16 protein-coding genes and 10 tRNA genes are annotated in these 21,648 nt (G+C 29.4%); 23 read left to right on the top strand and 3 right to left on the bottom strand.

Features of this window, described 5'->3' with window-relative positions; translation table 11 throughout:
- Window positions 1-36 precede the first annotated feature (36 nt).
- From HR065_RS03015 to HR065_RS02945, 15 genes are all read left to right on the top strand, one after another.
- Window positions 37-112 (top strand) — tRNA-Thr (locus HR065_RS03015).
- Window positions 113-118: 6 nt separating this feature from the next.
- Window positions 119-194: transfer RNA gene (locus HR065_RS03010), tRNA-Lys, on the top strand.
- Between the two features lie 50 nt (window positions 195-244).
- A tRNA-Leu gene (locus HR065_RS03005) sits at window positions 245-331 on the top strand.
- Window positions 332-339: 8 nt separating this feature from the next.
- Window positions 340-415: transfer RNA gene (locus HR065_RS03000), tRNA-Ala, on the top strand.
- 47 nt (window positions 416-462) lie between these two features.
- A tRNA-Met gene (locus HR065_RS02995) sits at window positions 463-539 on the top strand.
- 6 nt (window positions 540-545) lie between these two features.
- A tRNA-Ile gene (locus HR065_RS02990) sits at window positions 546-622 on the top strand.
- Window positions 623-657: 35 nt separating this feature from the next.
- A tRNA-Ser gene (locus HR065_RS02985) sits at window positions 658-748 on the top strand.
- Between the two features lie 72 nt (window positions 749-820).
- A tRNA-Met gene (locus HR065_RS02980) sits at window positions 821-897 on the top strand.
- Window positions 898-911: 14 nt separating this feature from the next.
- A tRNA-Asp gene (locus HR065_RS02975) sits at window positions 912-987 on the top strand.
- A gap of 14 nt (window positions 988-1,001) precedes the next feature.
- Window positions 1,002-1,077: transfer RNA gene (locus tag HR065_RS02970), tRNA-Phe, on the top strand.
- Window positions 1,078-1,182: 105 nt separating this feature from the next.
- Window positions 1,183-2,424: a hypothetical protein gene (locus tag HR065_RS02965; RefSeq protein ID WP_178734413.1), complete on the top strand. Its 1,242-nt coding sequence runs from the start codon at window positions 1,183-1,185 to the stop codon at window positions 2,422-2,424.
- A 74-nt stretch (window positions 2,425-2,498) separates the two neighbouring features.
- The gene (locus tag HR065_RS02960; protein WP_178734412.1) at window positions 2,499-3,029 is read left to right on the top strand and encodes an inorganic diphosphatase; all 531 of its coding nucleotides are present in this window, start codon (window positions 2,499-2,501) and stop codon (window positions 3,027-3,029) included.
- Between the two features lie 201 nt (window positions 3,030-3,230).
- Window positions 3,231-3,683 (top strand): SsrA-binding protein SmpB, encoded by a 453-nt coding sequence (gene smpB, locus HR065_RS02955; RefSeq protein WP_178734411.1) that lies wholly within the window; start codon window positions 3,231-3,233, stop codon window positions 3,681-3,683.
- Between the two features lie 154 nt (window positions 3,684-3,837).
- Window positions 3,838-5,835, top strand: coding sequence for an NAD-dependent DNA ligase LigA (ligA, locus tag HR065_RS02950; RefSeq protein ID WP_178734410.1), 1,998 nt, complete (start codon window positions 3,838-3,840; stop codon window positions 5,833-5,835).
- Between the two features lie 27 nt (window positions 5,836-5,862).
- On the top strand, window positions 5,863-6,204 hold the full coding sequence (locus tag HR065_RS02945) for a holo-ACP synthase (protein ID WP_178734409.1): 342 nt from the start codon (window positions 5,863-5,865) through the stop codon (window positions 6,202-6,204).
- A gap of 61 nt (window positions 6,205-6,265) precedes the next feature.
- On the opposite strand, the gene HR065_RS02940 is transcribed toward HR065_RS02945, so the two are convergent.
- Together HR065_RS02940 and HR065_RS02935 are read right to left on the bottom strand one after the other, a co-directional pair.
- Window positions 6,266-7,111 carry a hypothetical protein gene (locus HR065_RS02940; RefSeq protein WP_244948353.1) on the bottom strand — a complete coding sequence of 282 codons (846 nt, stop codon included), beginning with the start codon at window positions 7,109-7,111 and terminating at the stop codon, window positions 6,266-6,268.
- Between the two features lie 373 nt (window positions 7,112-7,484).
- Window positions 7,485-10,295 carry a S1 family peptidase gene (locus HR065_RS02935; RefSeq protein WP_244948352.1) on the bottom strand — a complete coding sequence of 937 codons (2,811 nt, stop codon included), beginning with the start codon at window positions 10,293-10,295 and terminating at the stop codon, window positions 7,485-7,487.
- Window positions 10,296-10,619: 324 nt separating this feature from the next.
- Between HR065_RS02935 and hrcA the strand changes: the two genes are divergently transcribed.
- The 6 genes from hrcA to HR065_RS02905 all read left to right on the top strand — a co-directional run bounded on the left by hrcA (window position 10,620) and on the right by HR065_RS02905 (window position 17,342).
- Window positions 10,620-11,645 carry a heat-inducible transcriptional repressor HrcA gene (hrcA, locus tag HR065_RS02930; protein ID WP_178734408.1) on the top strand — a complete coding sequence of 342 codons (1,026 nt, stop codon included), beginning with the start codon at window positions 10,620-10,622 and terminating at the stop codon, window positions 11,643-11,645.
- 34 nt (window positions 11,646-11,679) lie between these two features.
- The gene (locus tag HR065_RS02925) at window positions 11,680-12,411 is read left to right on the top strand and encodes a nucleotide exchange factor GrpE (RefSeq protein ID WP_178734407.1); all 732 of its coding nucleotides are present in this window, start codon (window positions 11,680-11,682) and stop codon (window positions 12,409-12,411) included.
- Window positions 12,395-14,263, top strand: coding sequence for a molecular chaperone DnaK (dnaK, locus tag HR065_RS02920; protein ID WP_178734406.1), 1,869 nt, complete (start codon window positions 12,395-12,397; stop codon window positions 14,261-14,263). The genes HR065_RS02925 and dnaK overlap by 17 nt, the downstream gene beginning before the upstream one ends.
- A 99-nt stretch (window positions 14,264-14,362) precedes the next feature.
- Window positions 14,363-15,478, top strand: coding sequence for a molecular chaperone DnaJ (gene dnaJ, locus HR065_RS02915; RefSeq protein WP_178734405.1), 1,116 nt, complete (start codon window positions 14,363-14,365; stop codon window positions 15,476-15,478).
- A 139-nt stretch (window positions 15,479-15,617) separates the two neighbouring features.
- On the top strand, window positions 15,618-16,610 hold the full coding sequence (locus tag HR065_RS02910; protein WP_178734404.1) for a lipoate--protein ligase: 993 nt from the start codon (window positions 15,618-15,620) through the stop codon (window positions 16,608-16,610).
- A gap of 69 nt (window positions 16,611-16,679) precedes the next feature.
- Window positions 16,680-17,342, top strand: coding sequence for an ECF transporter S component (locus tag HR065_RS02905; protein ID WP_178734403.1), 663 nt, complete (start codon window positions 16,680-16,682; stop codon window positions 17,340-17,342).
- Window positions 17,343-17,372: 30 nt separating this feature from the next.
- Here HR065_RS02905 and recU read toward each other — a convergent pair whose 3' ends face one another.
- Window positions 17,373-17,930, bottom strand: a complete 558-nt coding sequence (gene recU / locus HR065_RS02900; protein ID WP_178734402.1) for a Holliday junction resolvase RecU — start codon at window positions 17,928-17,930, stop codon at window positions 17,373-17,375.
- Window positions 17,931-18,084: 154 nt separating this feature from the next.
- Between recU and HR065_RS02895 the strand changes: the two genes are divergently transcribed.
- The gene (locus HR065_RS02895) at window positions 18,085-19,767 is read left to right on the top strand and encodes a ribonuclease J (RefSeq protein ID WP_178734401.1); all 1,683 of its coding nucleotides are present in this window, start codon (window positions 18,085-18,087) and stop codon (window positions 19,765-19,767) included.
- A 57-nt stretch (window positions 19,768-19,824) separates the two neighbouring features.
- Window positions 19,825-21,513 (top strand): ribonuclease J, encoded by a 1,689-nt coding sequence (locus tag HR065_RS02890; protein WP_178734400.1) that lies wholly within the window; start codon window positions 19,825-19,827, stop codon window positions 21,511-21,513.
- Window positions 21,514-21,648 lie beyond the last annotated feature (135 nt).

The following is a 21,648-nucleotide window of genomic DNA, read 5'->3' as shown; positions in this document are numbered from 1 at the left end:
TCATCCTCTACCAATTTTTACAATCACAATTTTAAAGCCAAAATAGCTCAATAGGTAGAGCAACTGACTTGTAATCAGTAGGTTGCGGGTTCGATTCCTGTTTTTGGCACCATTAGGCGGCCCGTTAGCTCAGTTGGTAGAGCACTTGACTTTTAATCAAGGTGTCAAAGGTTCGAGTCCTTTACGGGTCACCATTTTATTAATTTTTAGACAAATATAAACGAACACTTAATTTGGCTTATTTGCCTGAATGGTGGAATAGGTAGACACGTGGGACTTAAAATCCCATGGTTTTAGAGCCGTGCCGGTTCAAGTCCGGCTTCAGGTACCATTAAAAAAGGGGTTTTAGCTCAGTTGGTAGAGCGCCTGTCTTGCACACAGGAGGTCAGCGGTTCGAATCCGCTAAGCTCCACCAACATTAATATTCATAATTTAAAAAATAAAAAACAAAATTTAAACAAAGGCGGTGTAGCTCAGCTGGCTAGAGCACACGGTTCATACCCGTGAGGTCGAGGGTTCGAGTCCCTCTGCCGCCACCATCGTATGGACCTGTAGCTCAGCTGGTCAGAGCCACCGGCTCATAACCGGTTGGTCGTAGGTTCGAATCCTACCGGGTCCACCATAAATTTAATTAAAATTTTGTTATAATTATTTTTTGGAGGAATACCCAAGTCCGGTTGAAGGGGCCAGTCTTGAAAACTGGAAGGTCTGAAAGGGCGCGGGGGTTCGAATCCCTCTTCCTCCGCCAATATTTACAAATAATTTTTTATAAATATTTGCCAATAACTTATGTTATAATTTTTATGATTTAAGTTGAGATCGCGGGATAGAGCAGTTTGGTAGCTCGTCGGGCTCATAATCCGAAGGTCGTAGGTTCAAATCCTACTCCCGCAACCAAAAAAACACAAAACGGTCCGGTGGTGTAGTGGTTAACATGCTTGCCTGTCACGCAGGAGATCGCGGGTTCGATCCCCGTCCGGACCGCCAAATAAATAATATTTGGCTCTGTAGCTCAGTCGGTAGAGCAGTGGCTTGAAGAGCCTCGTGTCGGCAGTTCGATTCTGCCCGGAGCCACCATGAATTATATTTAAAATTAACTTTTTTTAAACAAAATTTGATGCATTTGTTATAATATTTCTGTATTATTAATTTTTATTAAATTAAAAATTAGAAAGAAAAAAATTGAAGAAAAGTAAATTTTGTTTAAAAAAAGTTAACTTATTATTTTTTATTTCGATAGTTTTATTTTATTGCAACTCTTTTTCTGTTTATGCTATAGAAAAAAGCCAAAAAAAAGAAGAAATAGAGTTAAGTGCTTTAGAAGTGAAAAATACAAGAAAAACGCTAGATAAAAAATCTTCATCTGCCAACGATGAAGTCATTTCACAACAAGAAAAATTTGATGAATCCGCTGTGATTGATGTTTCTTTTTCCTTGTTAGAAAACGATTATAAAAAAGATTCCTCCAAAAAACATTCTTTTATAGGTTGGAAACATGATTTTGGTTCTTTATTTTCTAAAAAAATAAGGCTTTTTTATAACGTAGCTAAAGTTAAAACAGTTCCTTGCGCTTCTTTCCAAGAATGGTTGAACTTTAAACAGTTATGTTTTGGTCTTGTGGACCATCATATCCCTAAAGTTAATCTTTTATTTGATTTGATTGATTTTTCTGGTATTAAAGAAGAGTTTGTGGATGATAAATACGACAGAATAGCTTTAGAAACGGTTGATTTTTACCGTTTATTAAAAAAAGAACCAGCTTTAGGTTGTTTTTATTTTAAAAAGAACGAATTAAAGGCGATTGATTCGGTTAATATTTCGTTTTGTAATTGCAAAAACACAGGTTATTCTTTGTTAGAATTGATCCATGAAATAATACATTTTAGAGATAACGATTTAGACACTTTAAAAAAACATTTAGTGGTTTATGTTCAACATTTAATGGAAATCGTGAGAGGGGAAAATAGTTCCGAAGAAGTAGACCTTTCTATCGAACAACTATTAGATAAAATCACTACTTCCACTGATATGGAGTCGTTGGAACAAAATTTATTATTTCATTTGATTAAAAATTTAAGTCATAAATATGCTCCAGAAAAATTTTCTATCCATTCTACTATGGAAAATAAAAAAATCAAACCTTCGCAAGAAATGAAACTAGCTTTATCTTTTGTCCCTCAACACCAAACTATTGGTTTTTTGTTAAAAATAAAAAATGACGCAGAAAAAAATTTTTACCTTTATTTATATGAAATTTTTAACGAAGAAAAAGATGGACCAGAAAGATTACAGTTCATCGATAAAGTGATGATTTCTAGCATCCAGAAAAATAAAGAGATGTTTTTTAACCATTTATCTATCAACGTGTTAAAAAAGAAAACTTTGTTCGTCAAAGGGGTCTCTTTATTTAACACACGAATTTGAAAAAAATAGCATTATCCAAGATAATGCGAAAAAGAATAAATAAAATCAATTTTTAATTGTAAACGGAGAAAATTATGAATATAATGCACGATATTAATCCTAAGAGAATTAATGAAGACCAATTTGTTGTTTTAATTGAAATCCCTCAAGGTAGTAAGAAAAAATACGAAATCGATAAAGAAACAGGCTTATTGTCATTAGACCGCTATTTGACGACGTCTTTTCGTTATCCTGTTAATTATGGTTTTATTCCTTTAACTCATTGTGAAGATAACGATCCGCTGGATGTTTTTGTTTTATCCCAAGAATCGTTAGATCCGATGGTTTTAGTTAATTGTCGTCCTCTTGGAGTGATTCGCATGAATGATAACGGGGAATTAGATGAAAAATTGATCGCTGTTCCGGTGAGAGATCCTTTAATGGAGCAGTACCAAGACATTAAAGACCTGCCGCAACCTTTAGTAGCCGAAATAGAACATTTTTTACTTCATTATAAAGATTTAGACAAAAAAACCGTTTCTATCGAAAGAATAGAAGGAAAACAAGAAGCTAAAAACGCTATTAAACGCTCTTTAGTCGCCTACCAAGAAATCACTAAAAAATAACACTGTTTTAATTGTTGTAGCTTTCTTATTTTTCAAAAAGACTTATCATCAACGATATCTAATAAAACCTATCGTCAATGATGTCTAATTATAATTTTTATTTTTAAAATTTATTTTTTTAAATGTATGAATGATTATAATTGTTTTTATGTTATTTTTATTTCGCATTTGATAAAATAACGAAAGAGATAACAAATAACAATGAAAAAAACTGTCATTTTAAATAAAAAAGCTTCTTATGATTATTTCTTAGATAAAAAATATTGCGCTGGAATTAAATTATTAGGTAACGAAGTTAAATCCATCCGTTTAGGTAAAGTGAATTTAGATAGTTCATACATTTATTTTGTGGGCGATGAGTTATTCGTTTATAATATGAAAATCGCTAAATATGATTTTAGCAATAATTTTGATTTTGAAGAGAATAGAAAAAAGAAGCTTTTATTGAAAAAACAAGAAATCCTACAAATCAAAAGCAAAATTAAATTGAAAAATTTTAGCGTTATTCCGATTAAACTATTCTTAATCAAAAACCTCTTTAAATTAGAGTTCGCTTTAGCTCAAGGTAAGAAAAAATACGATAAAAGAGCTGATTTAAAGAAAAAAGATGATAATTTAAGAATTAAGAAAACTTTAAAATATTCTGAATATTGACCCTTTCTTTCTTTTTTAAAAAAGCCTCCACTTTCCTTTAAAAGACCTTTTCTAAGGTCTTTTCTTTTAAAAAGGTAAGAAAATATGGAACTGTTTTTAACGTTCTTAAGGATAAATTACGCTAATATGTTATAATTTAAGTAAGGTGAAGAAAATGAAGACAGAAATAGTAAATAAAATTAAATTTTTAACAGACTTGATTAATAAAGCTAATTATGATTATTATAATTTAAACACTTCGGAAATAACAGATCAACAGTATGACGCTTCCTTGCAAGAATTGATTGCTTTGGAAAAAAAGTATCCCGAATATAGATTAAATTATAGTCCTACTTTTAAAATAGGTGGAGTTGTTAACTCTAAGTTTCAAAAAATCGTTCATGAAGTACCGATGTTATCGTTAGAAAATGTTTTTGATTTGAAAGAGTTAAAAGACTTTTATCATCGCGTTTTGAAAAAAACTAGTCGTATCCAATTTATTACGGAATTGAAAATTGATGGAGTGGCGATTAATTTAAAATATGAAAAAGGTATTTTAGTTCAGGCCACTACTAGAGGGAACGGGCAAGTAGGAGAAGCGGTGATTGATAACATCAAAACCATTAAAAATATTCCTTTAAAACTGCAAAAAGATATCGATTTAGAAGTGAGAGGGGAAATTTTTTTTAAACATGATGATTTTGAAAAATTAAACGCTTTGCAGGTTAAAAATAATAAACCGCCTTTTTCCAACCCTCGTAATGCCGCTTCAGGGACAATTAGGTTATTAAATTCTGATACCGTATCCCAAAGGATTTTATCGTCTTTTATCTATCATATCGTAAAACCGCCTTCTTTTATTAAAACTCAAAAAGAAGTTTTAGACTTTTTAAAGGCAATGGGTTTTTCTGTTAATCCTTATCATTATGTGGCAGATTCGTTTGAAGCTTTAATTCCTCACATTAATCGATACGAAACATTAAAAGATACTTTACCTTATGATACGGACGGAGTTGTGATTAAAGTAAACCAATTAGAACTTCATCCTCTTATCGGTTATACTAGTAAATTCCCTAAATGGGCGATAGCTTATAAATTTAATTCTTCCCAAGGAGAAACTGTTGTTAAAAAAATTACCTTTCAAGTGGGTAGAACTGGCTCTGTGACTCCTGTAGCGGAATTATTGCCGGTTATGGTGAGTGGTAGTGTTATTTCTAATGTTTCTTTGCATAATTATGATTATATTCAAAAAAAAGACATTAGGATCGGGGATACTGTTTTAATACATAAATCCGGCTCTATTATTCCTGAAATTATTGAAGTGATTCAAGAAAAAAGGAGCGATCAAACTCCTTTTAAAATGATTACTCATTGTCCTTTTTGTCAAACACGGTTAGATAAAAAAGCTGATGAAGTAGATTATTTTTGTTTAAATGAGTTTTGTGAAGAAAAAAAAATTAAAAAAATAATTCATTTTGTTTCTCGAGAAGCGATGGATGTTAATGTTTTAGGAGAAAAAACTTTGATTCTGTTTTTTCAAAAAGGTTTTGTTAAAAAAATATCTGATTTATACTCTTTAAAGTCTTTTCGTAGTCAATTAGAAGACTTGCCGGGTTTTAAAAGCAAAAAGGTTAATAACATTTTAAATGCTTTAGAAACTAGTAAATCTCAACCTTTTGAAAGAGTCTTGTTCGCGTTAGGCATTAAACATATTGGGATTAAGGTGGCTAAGATTTTAGCTCAAAAATATCATAATATTTATGCTTTAAAAGAAGCTACTCAAGAAGACTTATTAACCATCCCTGAAGTAGGTGCTAAAATTGTTGAAAGTTTGGGTGAATATTTTAAAAAGCCTCAAAATTGGGAAGAAATTAATCTTTTAATGCAGCATAATCTTCAATTTCAAAAAGATGATCAAAATAAAACAACAGTTCAAGATAACTTCTTTAAAGGTAAAAAAATTGTTTTAACAGGTAGTTTAAAGCGTTATTCGCGTAAAGAAGCATCTCTTCTTTTAGAAGAAAAAGGTGCTTTAATCGTTAATTCTGTTTCTAAAAATATAGATTATTTAATTTGCGGTCAAGATAGCGGTTCTAAATTAACAAAAGCTCGTGCTTTAGGTATTAAAATTATTGACGAAGAAGAACTGGAACAAAGATTATCGGAAAGATAAAAAGAAAAAAAGGTAAACAATAATAAAATGAAAAATATTGGCGTGGATTTAGTGGAAATAAAAAAAATAAAAGACGTTGGATTGGATAAAATAGCTAATAGAATTTTATCCCTTAAAGAGCATGAATTTTATACTACTATCGCTAATAAAGAGGTAAAGTATAGTTATGTCGCGGGCAGATGGGCTGCTAAGGAAGCAATTTTTAAAGCTTACGCTAAAGGCGATTTAACACATAATTATTCTGATTGGTCTGTTTTAAACCATGAACCTGATGGTATGCCCTATGTTGTTGATCCTTATCAAAATAAAATCATGATTTCTCTTTCGCACACAGATAATTACGCTATCGCTTTTGTTATTTTGATGTGATAATGGATGATTTGAATTAGTTTAATAAATAAAAAAAGAGCTTTATGGGCTCTTTTTTTATTTATGATTCTGCATTAAGGTTTGGCTCTTGTTTTTCAGGAAAAAAACCTTTCTTTTGTTTGTTTTTAAAAGAAAGAAAAATTATACATAAAGCGGATATAAGCAAATGAAAGATAATTAGGATGAATAAAATGTTTTGCCATGTTTCTAAGGCTTTTTGATTTTTTTCTAAACGTTCTAATTGAGTGTTTTTTTCTTGGGGTTTTTCTAATGTGTAATCCACAAATGATTTTAATTTTTCTTTTATTTGATTATATTTTTGTAAAGCGTCTTCAAAATAAAGTTTAGCGCGGTCTAATTTATTATTGACAGAGTTGCTTTTATCCTCTATTTCGTAACTTTCAAATAAATCGTTACCTTTTTTCATCAAAGATAAAGCGCTGCTTTCTGATTCAAGATTTTGGATTTGTTCGGCAATCTCTTTTTTTAAAGCGATTAAGGCTTCGTTGTTGCCCGCAGATAGATCCACTAATGATAACCATTCTTGGACTGCTTTTTGTTTTTCTTCTGCCATTTGTTTGGTTAATTTGGTATTGTATTTTTTGAGTCGAGTGATGATTTTTTTAAATTCTTCGTTAACATCGTGGAATAAAGTTAATAAATCGTTAAAAGTGGGTTGTTCTTCTTTTCCCGCTTCTATTTCCTGTTCTTTTGTTTCTGATGCTGTTTGGAATTGTTTTTCACAAGCTTCCCATTGGCTGATAATTGTTTGCGAATCTTGTTTATTTTCTAAACTATCGATAAATCGATCAAATTCTGAATGATCTTCTTTTGGGTTTTGAATGAGTTGGTTTAATTTTTTAGCAATCCCTAATTCTCTTTCCGCTATTTCTTTATTATTTAACAACTCTTGGTGTATGGGAATGACGTTCTCTAAATTATTTTTAGTCCCGAAAAGACGCTGATTATTGATAAAAACTAAAATAAAAAGGGTCGAAAGGAGGATAAAGATTTTTTTAATTTCTTTTTGGTGTGATATGTTGGAATGATGATTATTTATTGTTCTAAACTCTTTTCTAATTTAAGTTTGATACGTAAAATGGATCATATTAGCAATTTTGAACGTTTCTTTTCCTAAATTCAATATTAAAAAGCAAATATTATCCGCTTGCATTATAACATAGAAAGATTTATAAAAATAAAAAAAGAAAACCTCCGAGGACTCATTTTTAGTCTAACTTTTAGATGAGTTGGGGAAGGTTTTCTTATTGGGAATTTAGTTAATGGAAGTCAAGAGGAAATATGGATTTGTTTCCATTTTTTTGTGTTTTATTGCCGTTATTTGGTAAAAAGATAATGACAAGAAAAAGGATAATATTTAAGAAAATAATGGAAAAAATTTGGTTAGCGTTATTTTTTAATTTTTGATAACGGAATAATTCCACCACACTTTTCTCTTGGATATTAGAAGTTTTAACAAAATGCAGCGGAGTGTTAAAATTATCACTGACAATATCATTGATCCCGATAAAACGATTATCTTTATCAAAAAAAAGAAAATTTAATTTTTTCTTTTTATGTTTTAAGTTGAAAACAGAATCAAATAAAGCCGTGTCTCCTTTTATACTGCCGACTTTGCTTTTGAAAAATTGAGGGAAATTAACTTTATTATCTGAATTGAATAGATAATAAACTTCTTGTCCTATTTGTAGATCCGTAATTTTGGTCATTTCCGCCGGAGGATAATTATAATCAGATTCAAAAGTCAATAAAATTAAATCATTTTTATCAAAGAGAAAACTTTGTAAATGTCCTTTTTCTTTTCTTTTACCTTCATCTGGAGTAGAGGCGATAATATCAATTTCATCGGAAAAAATATTGATAAAGTTATTGACCCAATTATCCATCTTTTCTTTTTTGTGTTCTTCCAATTCATAATCAGTATTGTAATTGGATAAAACATAATATAAAAATTTATTATTGGCTAGTGTTTGTCGATGAAGAATAACACCATTACCGTTTTGACCATTGGCTTTATTCCAAACGATTAAAGAATTTTTGATTTTGTCTGAGTCATCTATCTTGTCTTTTTTGGGGGCTTTTTTTAATTCTAAAGATAAAAAAGAGTTATCACCTTTACGTAAAGCATAGTTATTAAATGTATGAGTGTAAGTAGCGGTGATTTTTTCAGTTTCTTTATTGCGTTTTTGTATAATTAATTCTAAGTTTTCACCTCCCCTTTTGCTATCTATTTTGTTTAAGCGAATTTCTACATCTTCTTGAAAAGGGTCCATGAAAAAGATTTCTTCTTTATAATCGTAATTACCGACTAAATCAATCAAAAATTTGTTTTGTTCTTTGGTCTTCTTTTGAGAAGAGGAAGAAAAAACGATTGTTTTTTGATCCAAGAGTAATAAATCTTGAACAAAAAAATTTATTTTGCTAGGTTCGTTGTCTTTAAATTTCTTTTGAAAAAGATTTATTTTCTTTTGCAAACTAGTTTGGTATTCTTTATCTTCCAAAGTAGGATTTCCTCGAGACCTTTGTTTCATTTCTTCAAATCTTTCGTTAATATGGAGAATGTTGATTGCTTGGGAAAAACTATCGGTGGTTTTATCTCCTTGAAGAACACTTCTATTCATCCCTATAATTTGACCTTTATTATTAAACACCATTCCTCCGCTATTGCCACTATCAATTTGAATATTGAAATTAATTTCTTTTTCATTATGATAAATAATACTACCTTTTTTCAATAAATTAATTTCTGGATATTGTCTAGGACTTTGAGAAATAGGGTTGACATAAGGCCATCCGGAACCGAAAAAACGATAATTATTTTCTTGAATTTGTGGTCTTTCGTTTTCGTATACAAAAGTGAAAGGTATTTTAGGGTTTTTTATCAATTGAGAGCCCATGCTATAAATATCTTCCCCTTCTTTTAAAGGTAGAGATGGTTCTGGTTGGGAAAAAGGTTGTTTTGCTGTTTTTAAAATGTCTTTTACTTTTTGAAATAAGTCACGGCTAGGATCTCTAAAAGTGACAATACCTATGTCATCTGTATCCCGCTTATTGTCAATATAATTAAATACGGAAGCTTTTTTATGCTTAAATTCGTGGTTAAAAAGATAGATAGGTTCGCCTTTACGAGCATGTTCTATCACGTGGCGATTCGTCAAAAGATAATATTTATATGTTATTTTTCCTGTATCGTTATTTGGAATTATACCTATGTCCCAAATAAAACCCGAACCTAGAAAATCTTTATAAGTGATTAAAAAATTAAGTTTCGATAAAGAGCGGATTTTGCTTGCTAAATCTTCTGTTTCCGAAAGAGACGGATCTTCTGAAGGAGAAATCGCTTTAGTAGGTAATTCTGTATGATGTGGTTTTTCAATATTTTTTAAAGAGGCTGAACAATAGGTATCAAATAAGTATTTTTTTAAATGTTGTTCAAAAGAGATCACTTTTTCTGGAAAATTTTGATGAATTAAACCTAAAAAAAGCCCGTTTTGATCTAAGAAAATATTAAATTTTTTGTTTTCTTGGTCTTTTTCTTTGATCTCGATTGGTAAAAAAAATTTATTATACGCATCTTCTTTTGGGAAAAATTCATCATCATCCTCTATGGTACGGATACATTTTAAAAAATTATACATACTGTTAGAAGTGATAATATAGTTAATTTCGGTTTTGTTATTTTTATTCTTTTTATCAGGTAAAGAAATACCGATGAATTCGCCTTTGGTGTTAAAAAAAATTTTATTATTTTTACCTTTAATAGAGATAGGTAAATAATGGGTATTATTTTCGTCATAATCTTCGCTTATGATACCTTCTTGGAATGGTTTGATATTTTCTGTCGTATCTAAGGTAAAAGCGTATACCGTTTCACCAATATGCAATTTATGTCTTTTTAATTCGTAAGAAGAAGTGGGTTTTTCTTTGTTTTTTTCTTTTTCAAAAATAGTTTGGATGTTTTTGTGAATTTTTTCAATAGTGTCGTATTTCTCTTTTAATTTTAAAGCCTCTTTATTATTTTTGTTATAATGAAAAAGGTTTATCGGTTGTGTTCCCAAGTTAAAAATCATCCGGTAATAAAAAAAACCGGCTAATAAAAAGATAAAAAAAGAAATGAATAAGTATTTTTTGGGTATTTTATTCACGTGCATAAAGTTATTTTGTCTTCCTCCTTTCTTTATTTTTATGATGTTTTTAACTTTACAAAATAAATAGAATTGTTTTTTAAGCTCTTAACTATATTATATACTAATTTTTATCTGAGAAAAAAAGAGACTTATTTTTAAAAAAAAGAAAAAAATAACTTTTTTACAATTTTATGCTTGACATTTGATATAAAAACTAATATAATAATATTAGCAGTCATATTAAATGAGTGCCAAGGAGTTATTATATTGCTTTCTGATAGAAAAAGATTAATTTTAAAGGCCGTTGTTGAAAATTATTCCAAAGAAGATCAACCTGTTGGTTCTAAGCTACTAGCGAGTCTACCTTATTTAAACTTTTCCAGCGCTACAATTCGTTATGATATGGTACAATTGGAAAAAAAAGGTTATTTAAAAAAAACTCATAAATCTAGCGGCAGAATACCTTCTTTAAAAGGCTATGCTTTTTATTTTAATAATTTAATAACACGCAATAATGAAACTATTCAAATGATTTCTTTATTTGACCAAATTTTAAATAAAAAAAGTTTAAATAAAGAAAAAATTATTAAAGAAGTTTTAGAACTATTAAGTAATTTAACCAATTATGCGACTTTAATGATAGGTCCTGATGTTTTAAAAACTAATAAAATTAATAAAATCGATTTGATTCCTTTAAATTTAGAACAAGCCCTTATTTTGGTTGTAACCGATAATGGTAATGTTCAACATCAAAATATTGTTTTAGAAAAAGATAGCGAATTATCATTGCAAGATTTACAAATCATATTTACAGAATTAAACCATTTTTTAATTGGTAAATATTTGCACGAAGCAATAGAAATTCTGGAAAGTGATGTGGTTGCTACCGTTTTTGCAGCATATATCGAATATAAAGAACAACTGGTACAATCTTTGGTCGAAATCTTTTATAATTTTGCGACTGATAATTTTTATGTATACGGTGTTTCTAATTTTTACGATAATTCGGAATGCAAAGACCTCACTTCCGCGAAAGACATTTTTAAAATATTAGAAAATGAAGAATTAAACAGAATTTTCTTTAATTCTGAAGAAGTTATTTATAAATTTGCTAATCAAATTAGCTTAATGCCGTACAATAAATTTATGATTATTTCTATTCCTTATGATATTAATGAAAATGAAAAAGGATCAATTGCTATTTTAGGACCGACTATCATGAATTTTCAAGAAATTGTTCCCCTTTTGGAATATTTATCCGCTCATTTGTCGCAGCTATATGACAAAAAATAATTATAAATTGGAATAAAGAGGAGTTTATTTTTACATGAATAAAAATAAAAAAACACATAACAACGAAGAAAAGATGAACAAACCAAATCATCAAACTGAAGAAGTTAAAAAAGACCAAGATTGTGGTTGTCAAGGTGATAAAAAAGACAACGCTTCTCAACAAGAAAGCAAAAAAAACCAACCAGAAAAATCTTCTCAAGAAGATTGTGATGGTTGTGATAAAAACAAGGATGAACAATCATCCTCTAATTCCGGCGATAAAAACAATTCATCCTCTCAAGATGAAAAAGATTTAGAAACGGAATTATTACAATTAAAAAACGAATTAATCAATGAAAAATTAAAATCTCAAGCAGATTTAGAAAATTTGAAAAAAAGACTTCAAAAAGAAAAAGTAGCAGACGTTAAATACGCTTCTATGAATTTGATTACTGACATGTTAGTTCCTTTAGAACAATTAGGACAAGTTTTAGAAATGCCTACTGAAGACGAAATGTTACAGAAATTTCTCTTAGGTTTTAAAATGATTAACAAGCAAATTAACGACGTTTTAGAAAAAGACGGCGTTGTAGAAATGAAAGCTTTAGGTGAGAAATTTGATCCTAAATATCATCATGCAGTAGAAAAAATTTCTGATGAAAAACAACCCAACGGCGTTAACGTTGCTGTTTTACAAAAAGGCTTTTTATACAAAGATAAAATTATTAAACCAGCTATGGTAAAAGTAAATGAATGGAGTGAAAATAAAAATGGCGAAAACAAATAAAATTATTGGTATTGACTTAGGAACAACTAACTCTTGTGTTGCTGTAATGGAAGGCGGAGAAGCTAAAGTTATTCCTAATGCGGAAGGTAGTAGAACTACTCCTTCAGTTGTAGCGTTTAAAAACGACGAAATAATGGTAGGTGAAGTAGCTAAAAGACAAATGCTTACTAACCCAAACACTATTATTTCTGTGAAAAGACATATGGGTGAGAAAGATTATACTGTTGATGTAAACAACAAAAAATATACTCCCCAAGAAATCAGTGCTATGATTTTAAGAAATTTAAAAAAACAAGCAGAAGATTATTTAGGAGCTGAAGTTAGTGAAGCAATTATTACTGTACCTGCTTATTTCAATGACTCGCAAAGACAAGCAACTAAAGATGCTGGTAAAATTGCTGGTTTAGAAGTAAAAAGAATTATTAATGAACCAACAGCAGCTGCTTTAGCTTACGGTATTGATAAAAGCGAAAAAGAACAAAATATTTTAGTTTTTGACTTAGGAGGAGGAACTTTCGATGTTTCTATCTTAAACTTAGCTGAAGGTAACTTTGCGGTTTTATCTACTTCCGGTGATAACAAACTTGGTGGTGATGATTTTGATGAACGTATTATTGAATTTTTAATTAAAGAATTTAAAAAAGATAATGGAGTGGATTTATCTAAGGATAAAATCGCTACTCAAAGATTAAAAGATGCTGCTGAAAAAGCGAAAAAAGAATTAAGTGGTATTGTTTCTACGCAAATATCTTTACCTTTCATCACTATGAACCCTACAAGCGGACCTCTTCACTTAGAATACACTTTAACAAGAGCTAAATTTGACGAATTAACACGTGATTTAGTAGAACGTTGTTTAGTACCTGTTAAACGTGCTTTAACTGATGCTAGTATGAAAGCGGAAGAAATTGACCAAGTTCTTTTAGTGGGTGGTTCAACCAGAATTCCTGCTGTTCAAGAATTAGTGAAAAAAGAATTGAAAAAAGTCCCTAATAAAAGTATTAACCCTGATGAAGTAGTTGCTATGGGAGCTGCTATTCAAGGCGGTATTTTAATGGGAGATGTGAAAGATATCGTTCTTTTAGACGTAACTCCACTTTCCTTAGGAATTGAAACATTAGGTAATGTTTTCACTAAATTAATCGAAAGAAACACTACTATTCCGACGTCTAAATCACAAATTTTCTCCACTGCTGCTGATAATCAACCTTCTGTTGATATCCACGTTTTACAAGGAGAAAGACCTTTAGCGAAAGAAAATAAAACTTTAGGAAGTTTCCGTTTAAACGATATACCGCCTGCTCCAAGAGGAGTTCCGCAAATCGAAGTATCTTTTGATATTGACGTTAATGGTATCGTTTCTGTTAAAGCGAAAGATTTAGGCACTAATAAAGAGCAAAAAATTACTATTTCTGGAACTGGTTCTTTATCAGAAGAAGAAATTAACCGTATGATTAAAGAAGCTGAAGAAAACGCTGAATCTGATAAAATCCAAAGAGATAAAATCGATACACGTAATAACGCAGAACAACTAATTTTCCAAACTCAAAAAGCTTTAGAAGACTTGAAAGAAAAAGTTAACCCTGAAGAAAAAGCTAAAGTAGAAGAGCATATTAAAAACTTAGAAGAAGCTTTAAAAGGTGATGATCAAACTGTCATCAAAGAAAAATTAGAAACTTTAGAAAAAGAAGCGCAAAACATCACTCTTCAAGCTTATCAACAAGCACAAGAACAAGCTAAAAACGCGCATGATCACGACCACAGTCACGATCACAAACACGATCATAACCATGATCACGATAAAAAAGACGATAAAACAGTTGATGCTGAATTTGAAGAAGAAAAAAAATAATAATCTAATTTAATATTTTAATGAACCAAAAAAAGCCGTTATGACTTTTTTTGGTTTCTTTTATTATCATAAATTATTATTCTAATTAGGAGATTTATTTTGAAACAAAAAAAAGATTATTATAGCGTTTTAGGTTTAACTAAAGAAGCTAGTGCGAGTGAAATTAAATCCGCTTATAGAAAACTTTCTAAAAAATTTCATCCAGATGTTTCTAAAGAGGCAGATGCTGAAAGTAAATTCAAAGAAGTGCAAGAAGCTTATCAAACTTTAAACGACCCTAATAAAAAAGCTAATTATGATCGTTTTGGTCACGCTGGTGATGCTGGTGGTTTCGGCGGTTTTGGCGGTGGTTTTGAAGGATTTGGCGGCGGTGGCTCGTTCAACTTTGAAGATCTTTTTGAAAATTTCTTTGGTGGTTCTGGTTCGAAAAGACAAGGGCGTAACGATAATGTTGGTTCCAACTCGCACATCGAAATTACAATTGATTTTCTCGAAGCTGCTTTAGGAGTGGAAAAAGACATTAAATTCCACGTAGAAGAAGATTGTCAACATTGTCAAGGGACAGGGGCTAAAAACGCTCAAAGCGTACAAACTTGTTCTTATTGTCATGGTAATGGTTATGTTACTATTAACCAACAAACTATTTTAGGCAATATCCCTTCTCAACAAATTTGTCCACAATGTCGTGGCGAAAAACAAACTATTTTACACAAATGTTCTTCTTGTAAGGGACAAAAAAGAGTTAAAAAAGTTAAACAAATGAATTTGCAAATACCGGCTGGTGTAGAAAATGGTATGACTTTAAAATCACCTCAAAATGGTAATGGTGGTCATTTAGGTGCTGCTAACGGTGATTTATTAGTAGATATCAAAGTAAGACCGCATGAACATTTTAAAAGAGATGAAAACAACATTATTACTACCCTTTTCATTGATTTTTATCAAGCTGTTTTAGGGTCTACTATTAGTGTAGCGACTATTTATGGCGATGTGGAACTTAAAATCCCAGCAGGTACCCAAACGGATACTAAGATGAGATTGAAAAACAAAGGAATTGCTTATTTAAATTCTTCTCGTAAGGGAGATCATTATGTTATTATTAAGGTAAAAACTCCTACAAAAATCAGCAATACTGAAAAAGAACTATTTTTGAAATTACAAGAATTAGATAGATTAAATAATAATGTTAAAAAAAATAGGTCTTGGTTTTTTTAACATGGTATTTAAGCTTTAAAAATAAAAAAATATCGCTCTTTTTTTAAATAATTATTATATCAAATTGTTTATATAATTTTTTATGATAATATAAATAAGAGTGATATTTTTTTTATTTATTTAAAGGAAGTGTAAAAAAATGATTTTAGTTAAATTTAGAAGAGATATAGATTTGAAACCTTATTTTTATTACGCCTTAGAAGAATATATTTTAAACAATGTTTTAAAAGATATGGATGAAGTCTTTTTTTTTCTATGGACTATTAAAGGAGTTGTAATAGGTAAAAACCAAGTTATCGAAAACGAAGTTAATTTGGATTATGTTAAAAAACATAAGATTGATCTTTTTCGTCGTCCTACTGGTGGCGGATGTGTTTATAATGATGAGGAAACTCCTCTTTACAGCATCATTACGAAAAGAAAAAACCAAAATTTTACTTTTAAAGAACATTTGAATAAAATTATCTCCCCTTTTAAAAAATTAGGAGTTGATTTATATTTTAGCGGTAGAAACGATATTTTGTTAGATGGTAAAAAAGTCTCTGGAAACGCTTTTTTACAAAACGAAAATGGTATTATCATTCATGGTACTTTACTGTATAATTGTGATATAGACGTAATGGTACGTTGTATTACACCAAGTAATGAAAAATTAATTTCTAAAGGAATTGATAGTGTTTCTGCTCGGGTGACTAATTTAAAAGACCATTTAGATGGTATGTCAAAAGACGAATTAGTACGTTATTTAGAAAAAGATTTAGCGCAAAAAGAATATGTTCTCAGCGAAGAGGAAATAGCTAAAGTTGAAACCTTGGCGCAAAAATATTCTTCCGAAAATTGGTTATATTTTGAACATCCTCAGTATTCTAAAACTTTGAAAAAACATTTCCCTTGGGGCAAATTAGAAGTTTTATTAGATTTAAAACAAGGTAAAATTCAACAAATGAATTTAAGAGGCGATTTCTTTCATAAAGAAGATAATTTAACCTTATTTACGGACCAATTTATCGATGTTTATTATCGCAAAGAAGATTTAGAAACAGTCTTAAAAACTCATCATATAGGTGATTATATTTTAAACGCTAATAATCAAGATTTATTATCTTTATTAGAAGAAGGACTATTAATTTAAAAAAATAAAAAAATTATTTCTCTTTTTAGTAAAAATAGAAATAAAAAATGTATAATGAAAGGAAGGGATATGAATAAAAACAAGAAACAAGTTTTATTAAAAAAGATGATTGTTGTTTCACTTCTTATAGCAATTTCTTTCTTTTTAGAGATGGTCTTTGTTAAATTATTTCACGGCGGACATCATTGTCATACTACTTTAATAAGAATAGAATTATTACCTCTTATTTTGATAGGATTTTTATTCGGATGGAAATTCAGTTTCTTTTCTAATTTATTATATGTAGCAATTCATATTTGCATGGAATATGCGATGGATAGACATTTTTTTGAATTGCTTTTAAAAGATACAGATTCGAAAACGGTATTATTTTTAGGCTTATTATTTTTTGTATTTGTGATGCCTTATTTAGCTTGTACTATTTCAGGTTTTTTTCACCGCAAAGATTTAAGACATTTATCACAAGGTAAAGTTATTGCAGGAAGTTTGTCGTTAATAGCAATTGTTCAAATTATTTCTTATGCCATTTTTTCTTTTTTACTTTATAATAAGCAGGCTCATGCAATTTTACATGAATACGAAAGCGTTATCAAGGATTCTAATCTACCATATAAACTAATTTTTGGTTATTACACATTATCTGTTGTTTTACAAAATATAGTGATTGGTTTTATTTTGTATTTTTTGAATCCTATTTTAAAAGTAAATTTAGAAAGTTTTTCGTTAGAATAAAAAAATTGAATAATTTTCTTTTGCAAAAAATTATTCAATGAATTTGTCTACTACTTTAAGATAATCAATTCTCGGATTATAATTAAACGGAATACTAAAGAGCTCTTTTTCAAAAATTTGATAACTGATACTTTTAGCCTTCTTATTGTTTAAAAAATTAGTTAAAAAATCAATCGGTAAATAAAAATACTTATTTTTAACTTTAAAATGAACAATAAAAAAAGCGATTCCGTTAAATTTTTGTGTTCTTTGTAAGATCTCTATTTGGTGTTGAGGAATATTGCTCAGTGGAAAACTATTTTTATTGTTAGTTTCTTTAACATCGAAAGATAAATATTTACCTTTGTAAATACCGTGATAATCTGGTAGAGAAGAAGTACGATAATAAGCTTCCACTATTTTAGCTTGTTTTCTTTGAGGGTATTCTACCCTTACTACTTGGATAGGGATTTCGTTTTTATAAACCAACGCTATTTCTTGTTCTTGATAAAAACGATTAGTTAAATTAATATCTCTCTCTAAATTAGCACCTAAATTACTTTTGTTGCTGATAACGTTATTTTTTTCTTTTTTGAAAGGGTAATCCATGGATATTATTTATCTACTTTCTAAGATTTTATTTTTCCTTTATTGAAGGACGAATTAAAAAAAATAATTTTTAACAATTTCCATTATAAAATAATTTTTAACAATTTCCAAAGATTAATAAAAATTTTTGTTCAAGGAGTATAAATTACATTTCATGAAAGAAATAAATTTTTTTGCCTTAGGTGGTATAGGAGAAAATGGAAAAAATTTTTATTTATTGAAAGTAGATTCTTCTTATTTTATTTTAGATGCAGGACTTAAATATCCTAATGTAGTCGCTAATGGGATAGATTGTGTTATTCCTGATTATCATCGCTTGGAATCTATCAAAGATCAAATTAAAGGTATTTTCATCACTTCGGCTTTCGAAACTCATTCTGGCGCTTTGCCATATATGATTGATTATTTAGAAGACGTACCGGTTTACGCTTCGGACTTCGCTATTGAAGTTTTAAAAATAAATTTACACCAAAATAATGTCAATCCGCATAATATCGAATTTAGAGCTGTTCAAGACAAATCAGTGATAGATTTTGGCAATACTAAAGCGCATTTTTTTGGGATATCTCATTTTTTACCGGAATCTTTAGGGGTTGCTTTTGAAACTGCGCAAGGATTAATAGTATATATTAGTGAGATGCATTTTGTTCAATCTAAAGATGTTAATTTCCAAACTAACTTTGCTTATTTATCAGAGTTATCGCAAAAAGAAGTTTTAGCGTTAGTACCTGCTTCACAAGGTGCTTTCAGCATTATTAATCAGAAAAAAGAAGAAATTTTAGAATACTATTTGAGTAGTTATTTCGCTAGTATAGAAAACAATATTATTATTTCTTTTTTAGTGCCTGATTTATTAAAAATTCAGTTAGCGATTGATTTAGCTTTAGAAGCTAATTTAAAAATTGTTATTTTAGGGCGTAAAAGTGAAAAAATTATTGATGTTGCTTTACAAAAAAATTATTTAAAAATTCCTGAAAAATCTTTAATTAATTTAAAATCATCGACTGATTATTTAAAATATAAAAATTTAGTGGTGATAGTAGTAGGAAAACGTTTTGAACCTTTTTACAGATTGCAAAGAATGTGTAAACAAACTGATCGTTTAATGAAACTACATCCTAAAGATAAGATTTTATTATTATCTATTGAAGCCACTGGAGTGGATAAAATTCAAAATAAAACAGTTGATATTTTAGCTAGAAATGGCTTTATTGTGGATGTTTTAGAAAAAGATTTATTAAAGTCTTCTTCTTATAATTATGAAGAGAATTCTAAATTAATGCTGCATTTATTAAAACCTAACTTTTTAATTCCTGTTGCGGGCGAATATAGACATCAATACCAAATGAAGAAAAACGCTCTCAAATTCAATTATCCTAATAATAAAATTTTCTTATTGGAAAATGGTGATGTTTGGAATTATGATTTTAAAAATAAACCTTATGTCAAAAGAAATTTTTTCAAAAATTTAGGGGAAATTTTAATTGATGGAACGCCGGTTTTAGAAGGTAATGATTTCATTTTAAAAGATAGAGAGCTGTTAGCTAATGATGGTGTGATCATCATTGTTTGTAATCTAGATTTAAAAGCCAGAGAAATCGTGGGCAATGTGGAATTAATTAGCAAAGGTTTTTTAAACAAAAGCAACACGGATGCGACTTTCGGGAAATTAAAAGATTTATTCGCTAAAATAAGTAAAGGCTTTTTAATGAATAATAAACAAGTTAAATGGAGCGATTTTAAAAATAGCTTAAGAGAAGATTTATCTAAGTTTATTTATAAAGAAACAAAAAAGAAACCAGTGGTTATTCCTGTTTTAATTTCTATCGCCCGTTAAGAAAAGCCTTCTTTAAAAAAAACGATCAAGAAAGGAAAAAAGGTTGAAATATATTAAATGGAAATGATCAATCAAAACGTTTCTCCGAAAGATTTTGATATTGTCTTTTACGCCTTGGGCGGATTAGGCGAAGTCGGTAAAAATATGTATGTCTTTGAAATCGATCAAAAGATTTTTATTGTCGATTCAGGTATTTCTTTTTCTGATGATTCCTTTTTAGGGGTCAACTATATTATTCCTAGTTATGAATATTTACTGCAAAACGAACATAAAATTGTGGGTTTATTTATTACTCACGGACATGAAGATCATATCGGTAGTATACCTTTTTTATTAAAAAGAATCAGTATTCCTAAAATTTATGTGACGGGTATTGCTTATGATTTAATAGAATTGAAATTAATCGATTATAAATTAAATAAATATATCAGTATTTTAGAGAAATACAATCATAATTCTAAATTTGTTTTTGATAATACAGAAGTATCTTTCATTCGTTTGAATCACTCTATTCCGGATACTTTTGGTATTGCTTTTAAAAATAACGATAATGTGGTTTTTTATACAGGAGATTTTAAAATCGATAATACTCCTGAAGGTCCTTTAGCGGAATATTCTAAATTATCTGATTTAGGTAAAAATGGTGTTTTATGTTTATTTTCTGATTCCACTAATTCCCAAAACGAAGGGATGATTCAGTCGGAGCACAAAATTGGGGCTACGATTAATCAACTTTTTTATAAAATCAAAGGGAGAATAGTCATTGTTACTTTTGCTTCTAACTTTTACCGCATTAAACAAATCATTGAAGCTAGTGTTTTAACTGGTAGAAAAGTGGCTGTTTTTGGTAGAAGTATGGAAAAAGCGATCGAAACCGGGATGAAAAACGGTTATTTAAAAATTCCGAAAGACACTATTTTAAATAACAATGATATTGAGAAATACGATGATGTGACTTTACTTTGTACGGGTTCTCAAGGGGAACCGTTAGCGGCTCTGAGTAGAATGGCTAATGGGATCCATAGACAAGTTAAATTAAACCAAAAAGATACGGTTATTTTTTCTTCTTCCCCGATTCCTGGCAATCAAGATAGTATTAATAAAATCTTGGATTTACTCTTTAAAATGGATGTGGAAGTCATAACCCACGGTTTATTGGTAGATACGCATACTTCCGGTCACGCTAGTCAAAATGATTTAAAATTAATGTTGAATTTAATTAAACCGAAATATTTTATTCCCGTTCATGGTGAACATGTGATGTTAATTCATCATAAAAGATTAGCGATTGAATGTGGTGTAGAACCGGATAATATTTTAATTTTAGATAATGGTGATGCCGTAGGTATTAGTCAAGAAAAAACTCAATTAATTGGCCGTGTGCCTTCGGATAATATTTATATTGATGGTTCGGGCGTAGAAGATGTGGGTAACCTGATTTTAAAAGAAAGAAGAATTTTAAACGAAGAAGGACTGTTATCAGTTGTTATTAGTATCGATTTAAAACAAAAGAAAATTCTGAACTTTCCGATGATTGTTTCCCGTGGTTTTATTTATATGAAAACTAACCAAGAATTGATTAAAAAATTATCTTCTGATGTTAAAAAAATGGTGCAAAACCTCTTACGCTTAGATAAGGTCAATAAAAGTTATTTGAAAAAATCTGTGATTGATTTTATTACCCCAAGGATTTATGAATCCACTTTAAGAAATCCGATTATTATTCCGATTATTTTAACGGTTTAAAGTCTTAAAAAGATCTTAATAATACCAAATGAAAAGATTAATTATTGCTTTTTATTTTGTTAAGATTAAGCTTTCCTAATTTAAAATATAAGTATTGAAAAGAAAAAAGCTTTATAAAAAAAGTTATTTTTAAAA

The organism is Candidatus Phytoplasma pruni, from assembly GCF_013391955.1.
In the GTDB taxonomy this organism is placed as follows: domain Bacteria; phylum Bacillota_I; class Bacilli_A; order Acholeplasmatales; family Acholeplasmataceae; genus Phytoplasma.
This window is presented reverse-complemented; position numbering and strand designations above follow the sequence as displayed.

Bases quoted from the DNA above. Each gene is read 5' to 3' on its own strand.
- HR065_RS02960 (WP_178734412.1), top strand. From the start codon at position 2,499: ATGAATATAATGCACGATATTAATCCTAAGAGAATTAATGAAGACCAA.
- smpB (WP_178734411.1), top strand. From the start codon at position 3,231: ATGAAAAAAACTGTCATTTTAAATAAAAAAGCTTCTTATGATTATTTC.
- ligA (WP_178734410.1), top strand. From the start codon at position 3,838: ATGAAGACAGAAATAGTAAATAAAATTAAATTTTTAACAGACTTGATT.
- HR065_RS02945 (WP_178734409.1), top strand. From the start codon at position 5,863: ATGAAAAATATTGGCGTGGATTTAGTGGAAATAAAAAAAATAAAAGAC.
- HR065_RS02935 (WP_244948352.1), bottom strand. From the start codon at position 10,295: ATGATTTTTAACTTGGGAACACAACCGATAAACCTTTTTCATTATAAC.
- HR065_RS02925 (WP_178734407.1), top strand. From the start codon at position 11,680: ATGAATAAAAATAAAAAAACACATAACAACGAAGAAAAGATGAACAAA.
- dnaK (WP_178734406.1), top strand. From the start codon at position 12,395: ATGGCGAAAACAAATAAAATTATTGGTATTGACTTAGGAACAACTAAC.
- HR065_RS02910 (WP_178734404.1), top strand. From the start codon at position 15,618: ATGATTTTAGTTAAATTTAGAAGAGATATAGATTTGAAACCTTATTTT.
- HR065_RS02905 (WP_178734403.1), top strand. From the start codon at position 16,680: ATGAATAAAAACAAGAAACAAGTTTTATTAAAAAAGATGATTGTTGTT.
- recU (WP_178734402.1), bottom strand. From the start codon at position 17,930: ATGGATTACCCTTTCAAAAAAGAAAAAAATAACGTTATCAGCAACAAA.
- HR065_RS02895 (WP_178734401.1), top strand. From the start codon at position 18,085: ATGAAAGAAATAAATTTTTTTGCCTTAGGTGGTATAGGAGAAAATGGA.
- HR065_RS02890 (WP_178734400.1), top strand. From the start codon at position 19,825: ATGGAAATGATCAATCAAAACGTTTCTCCGAAAGATTTTGATATTGTC.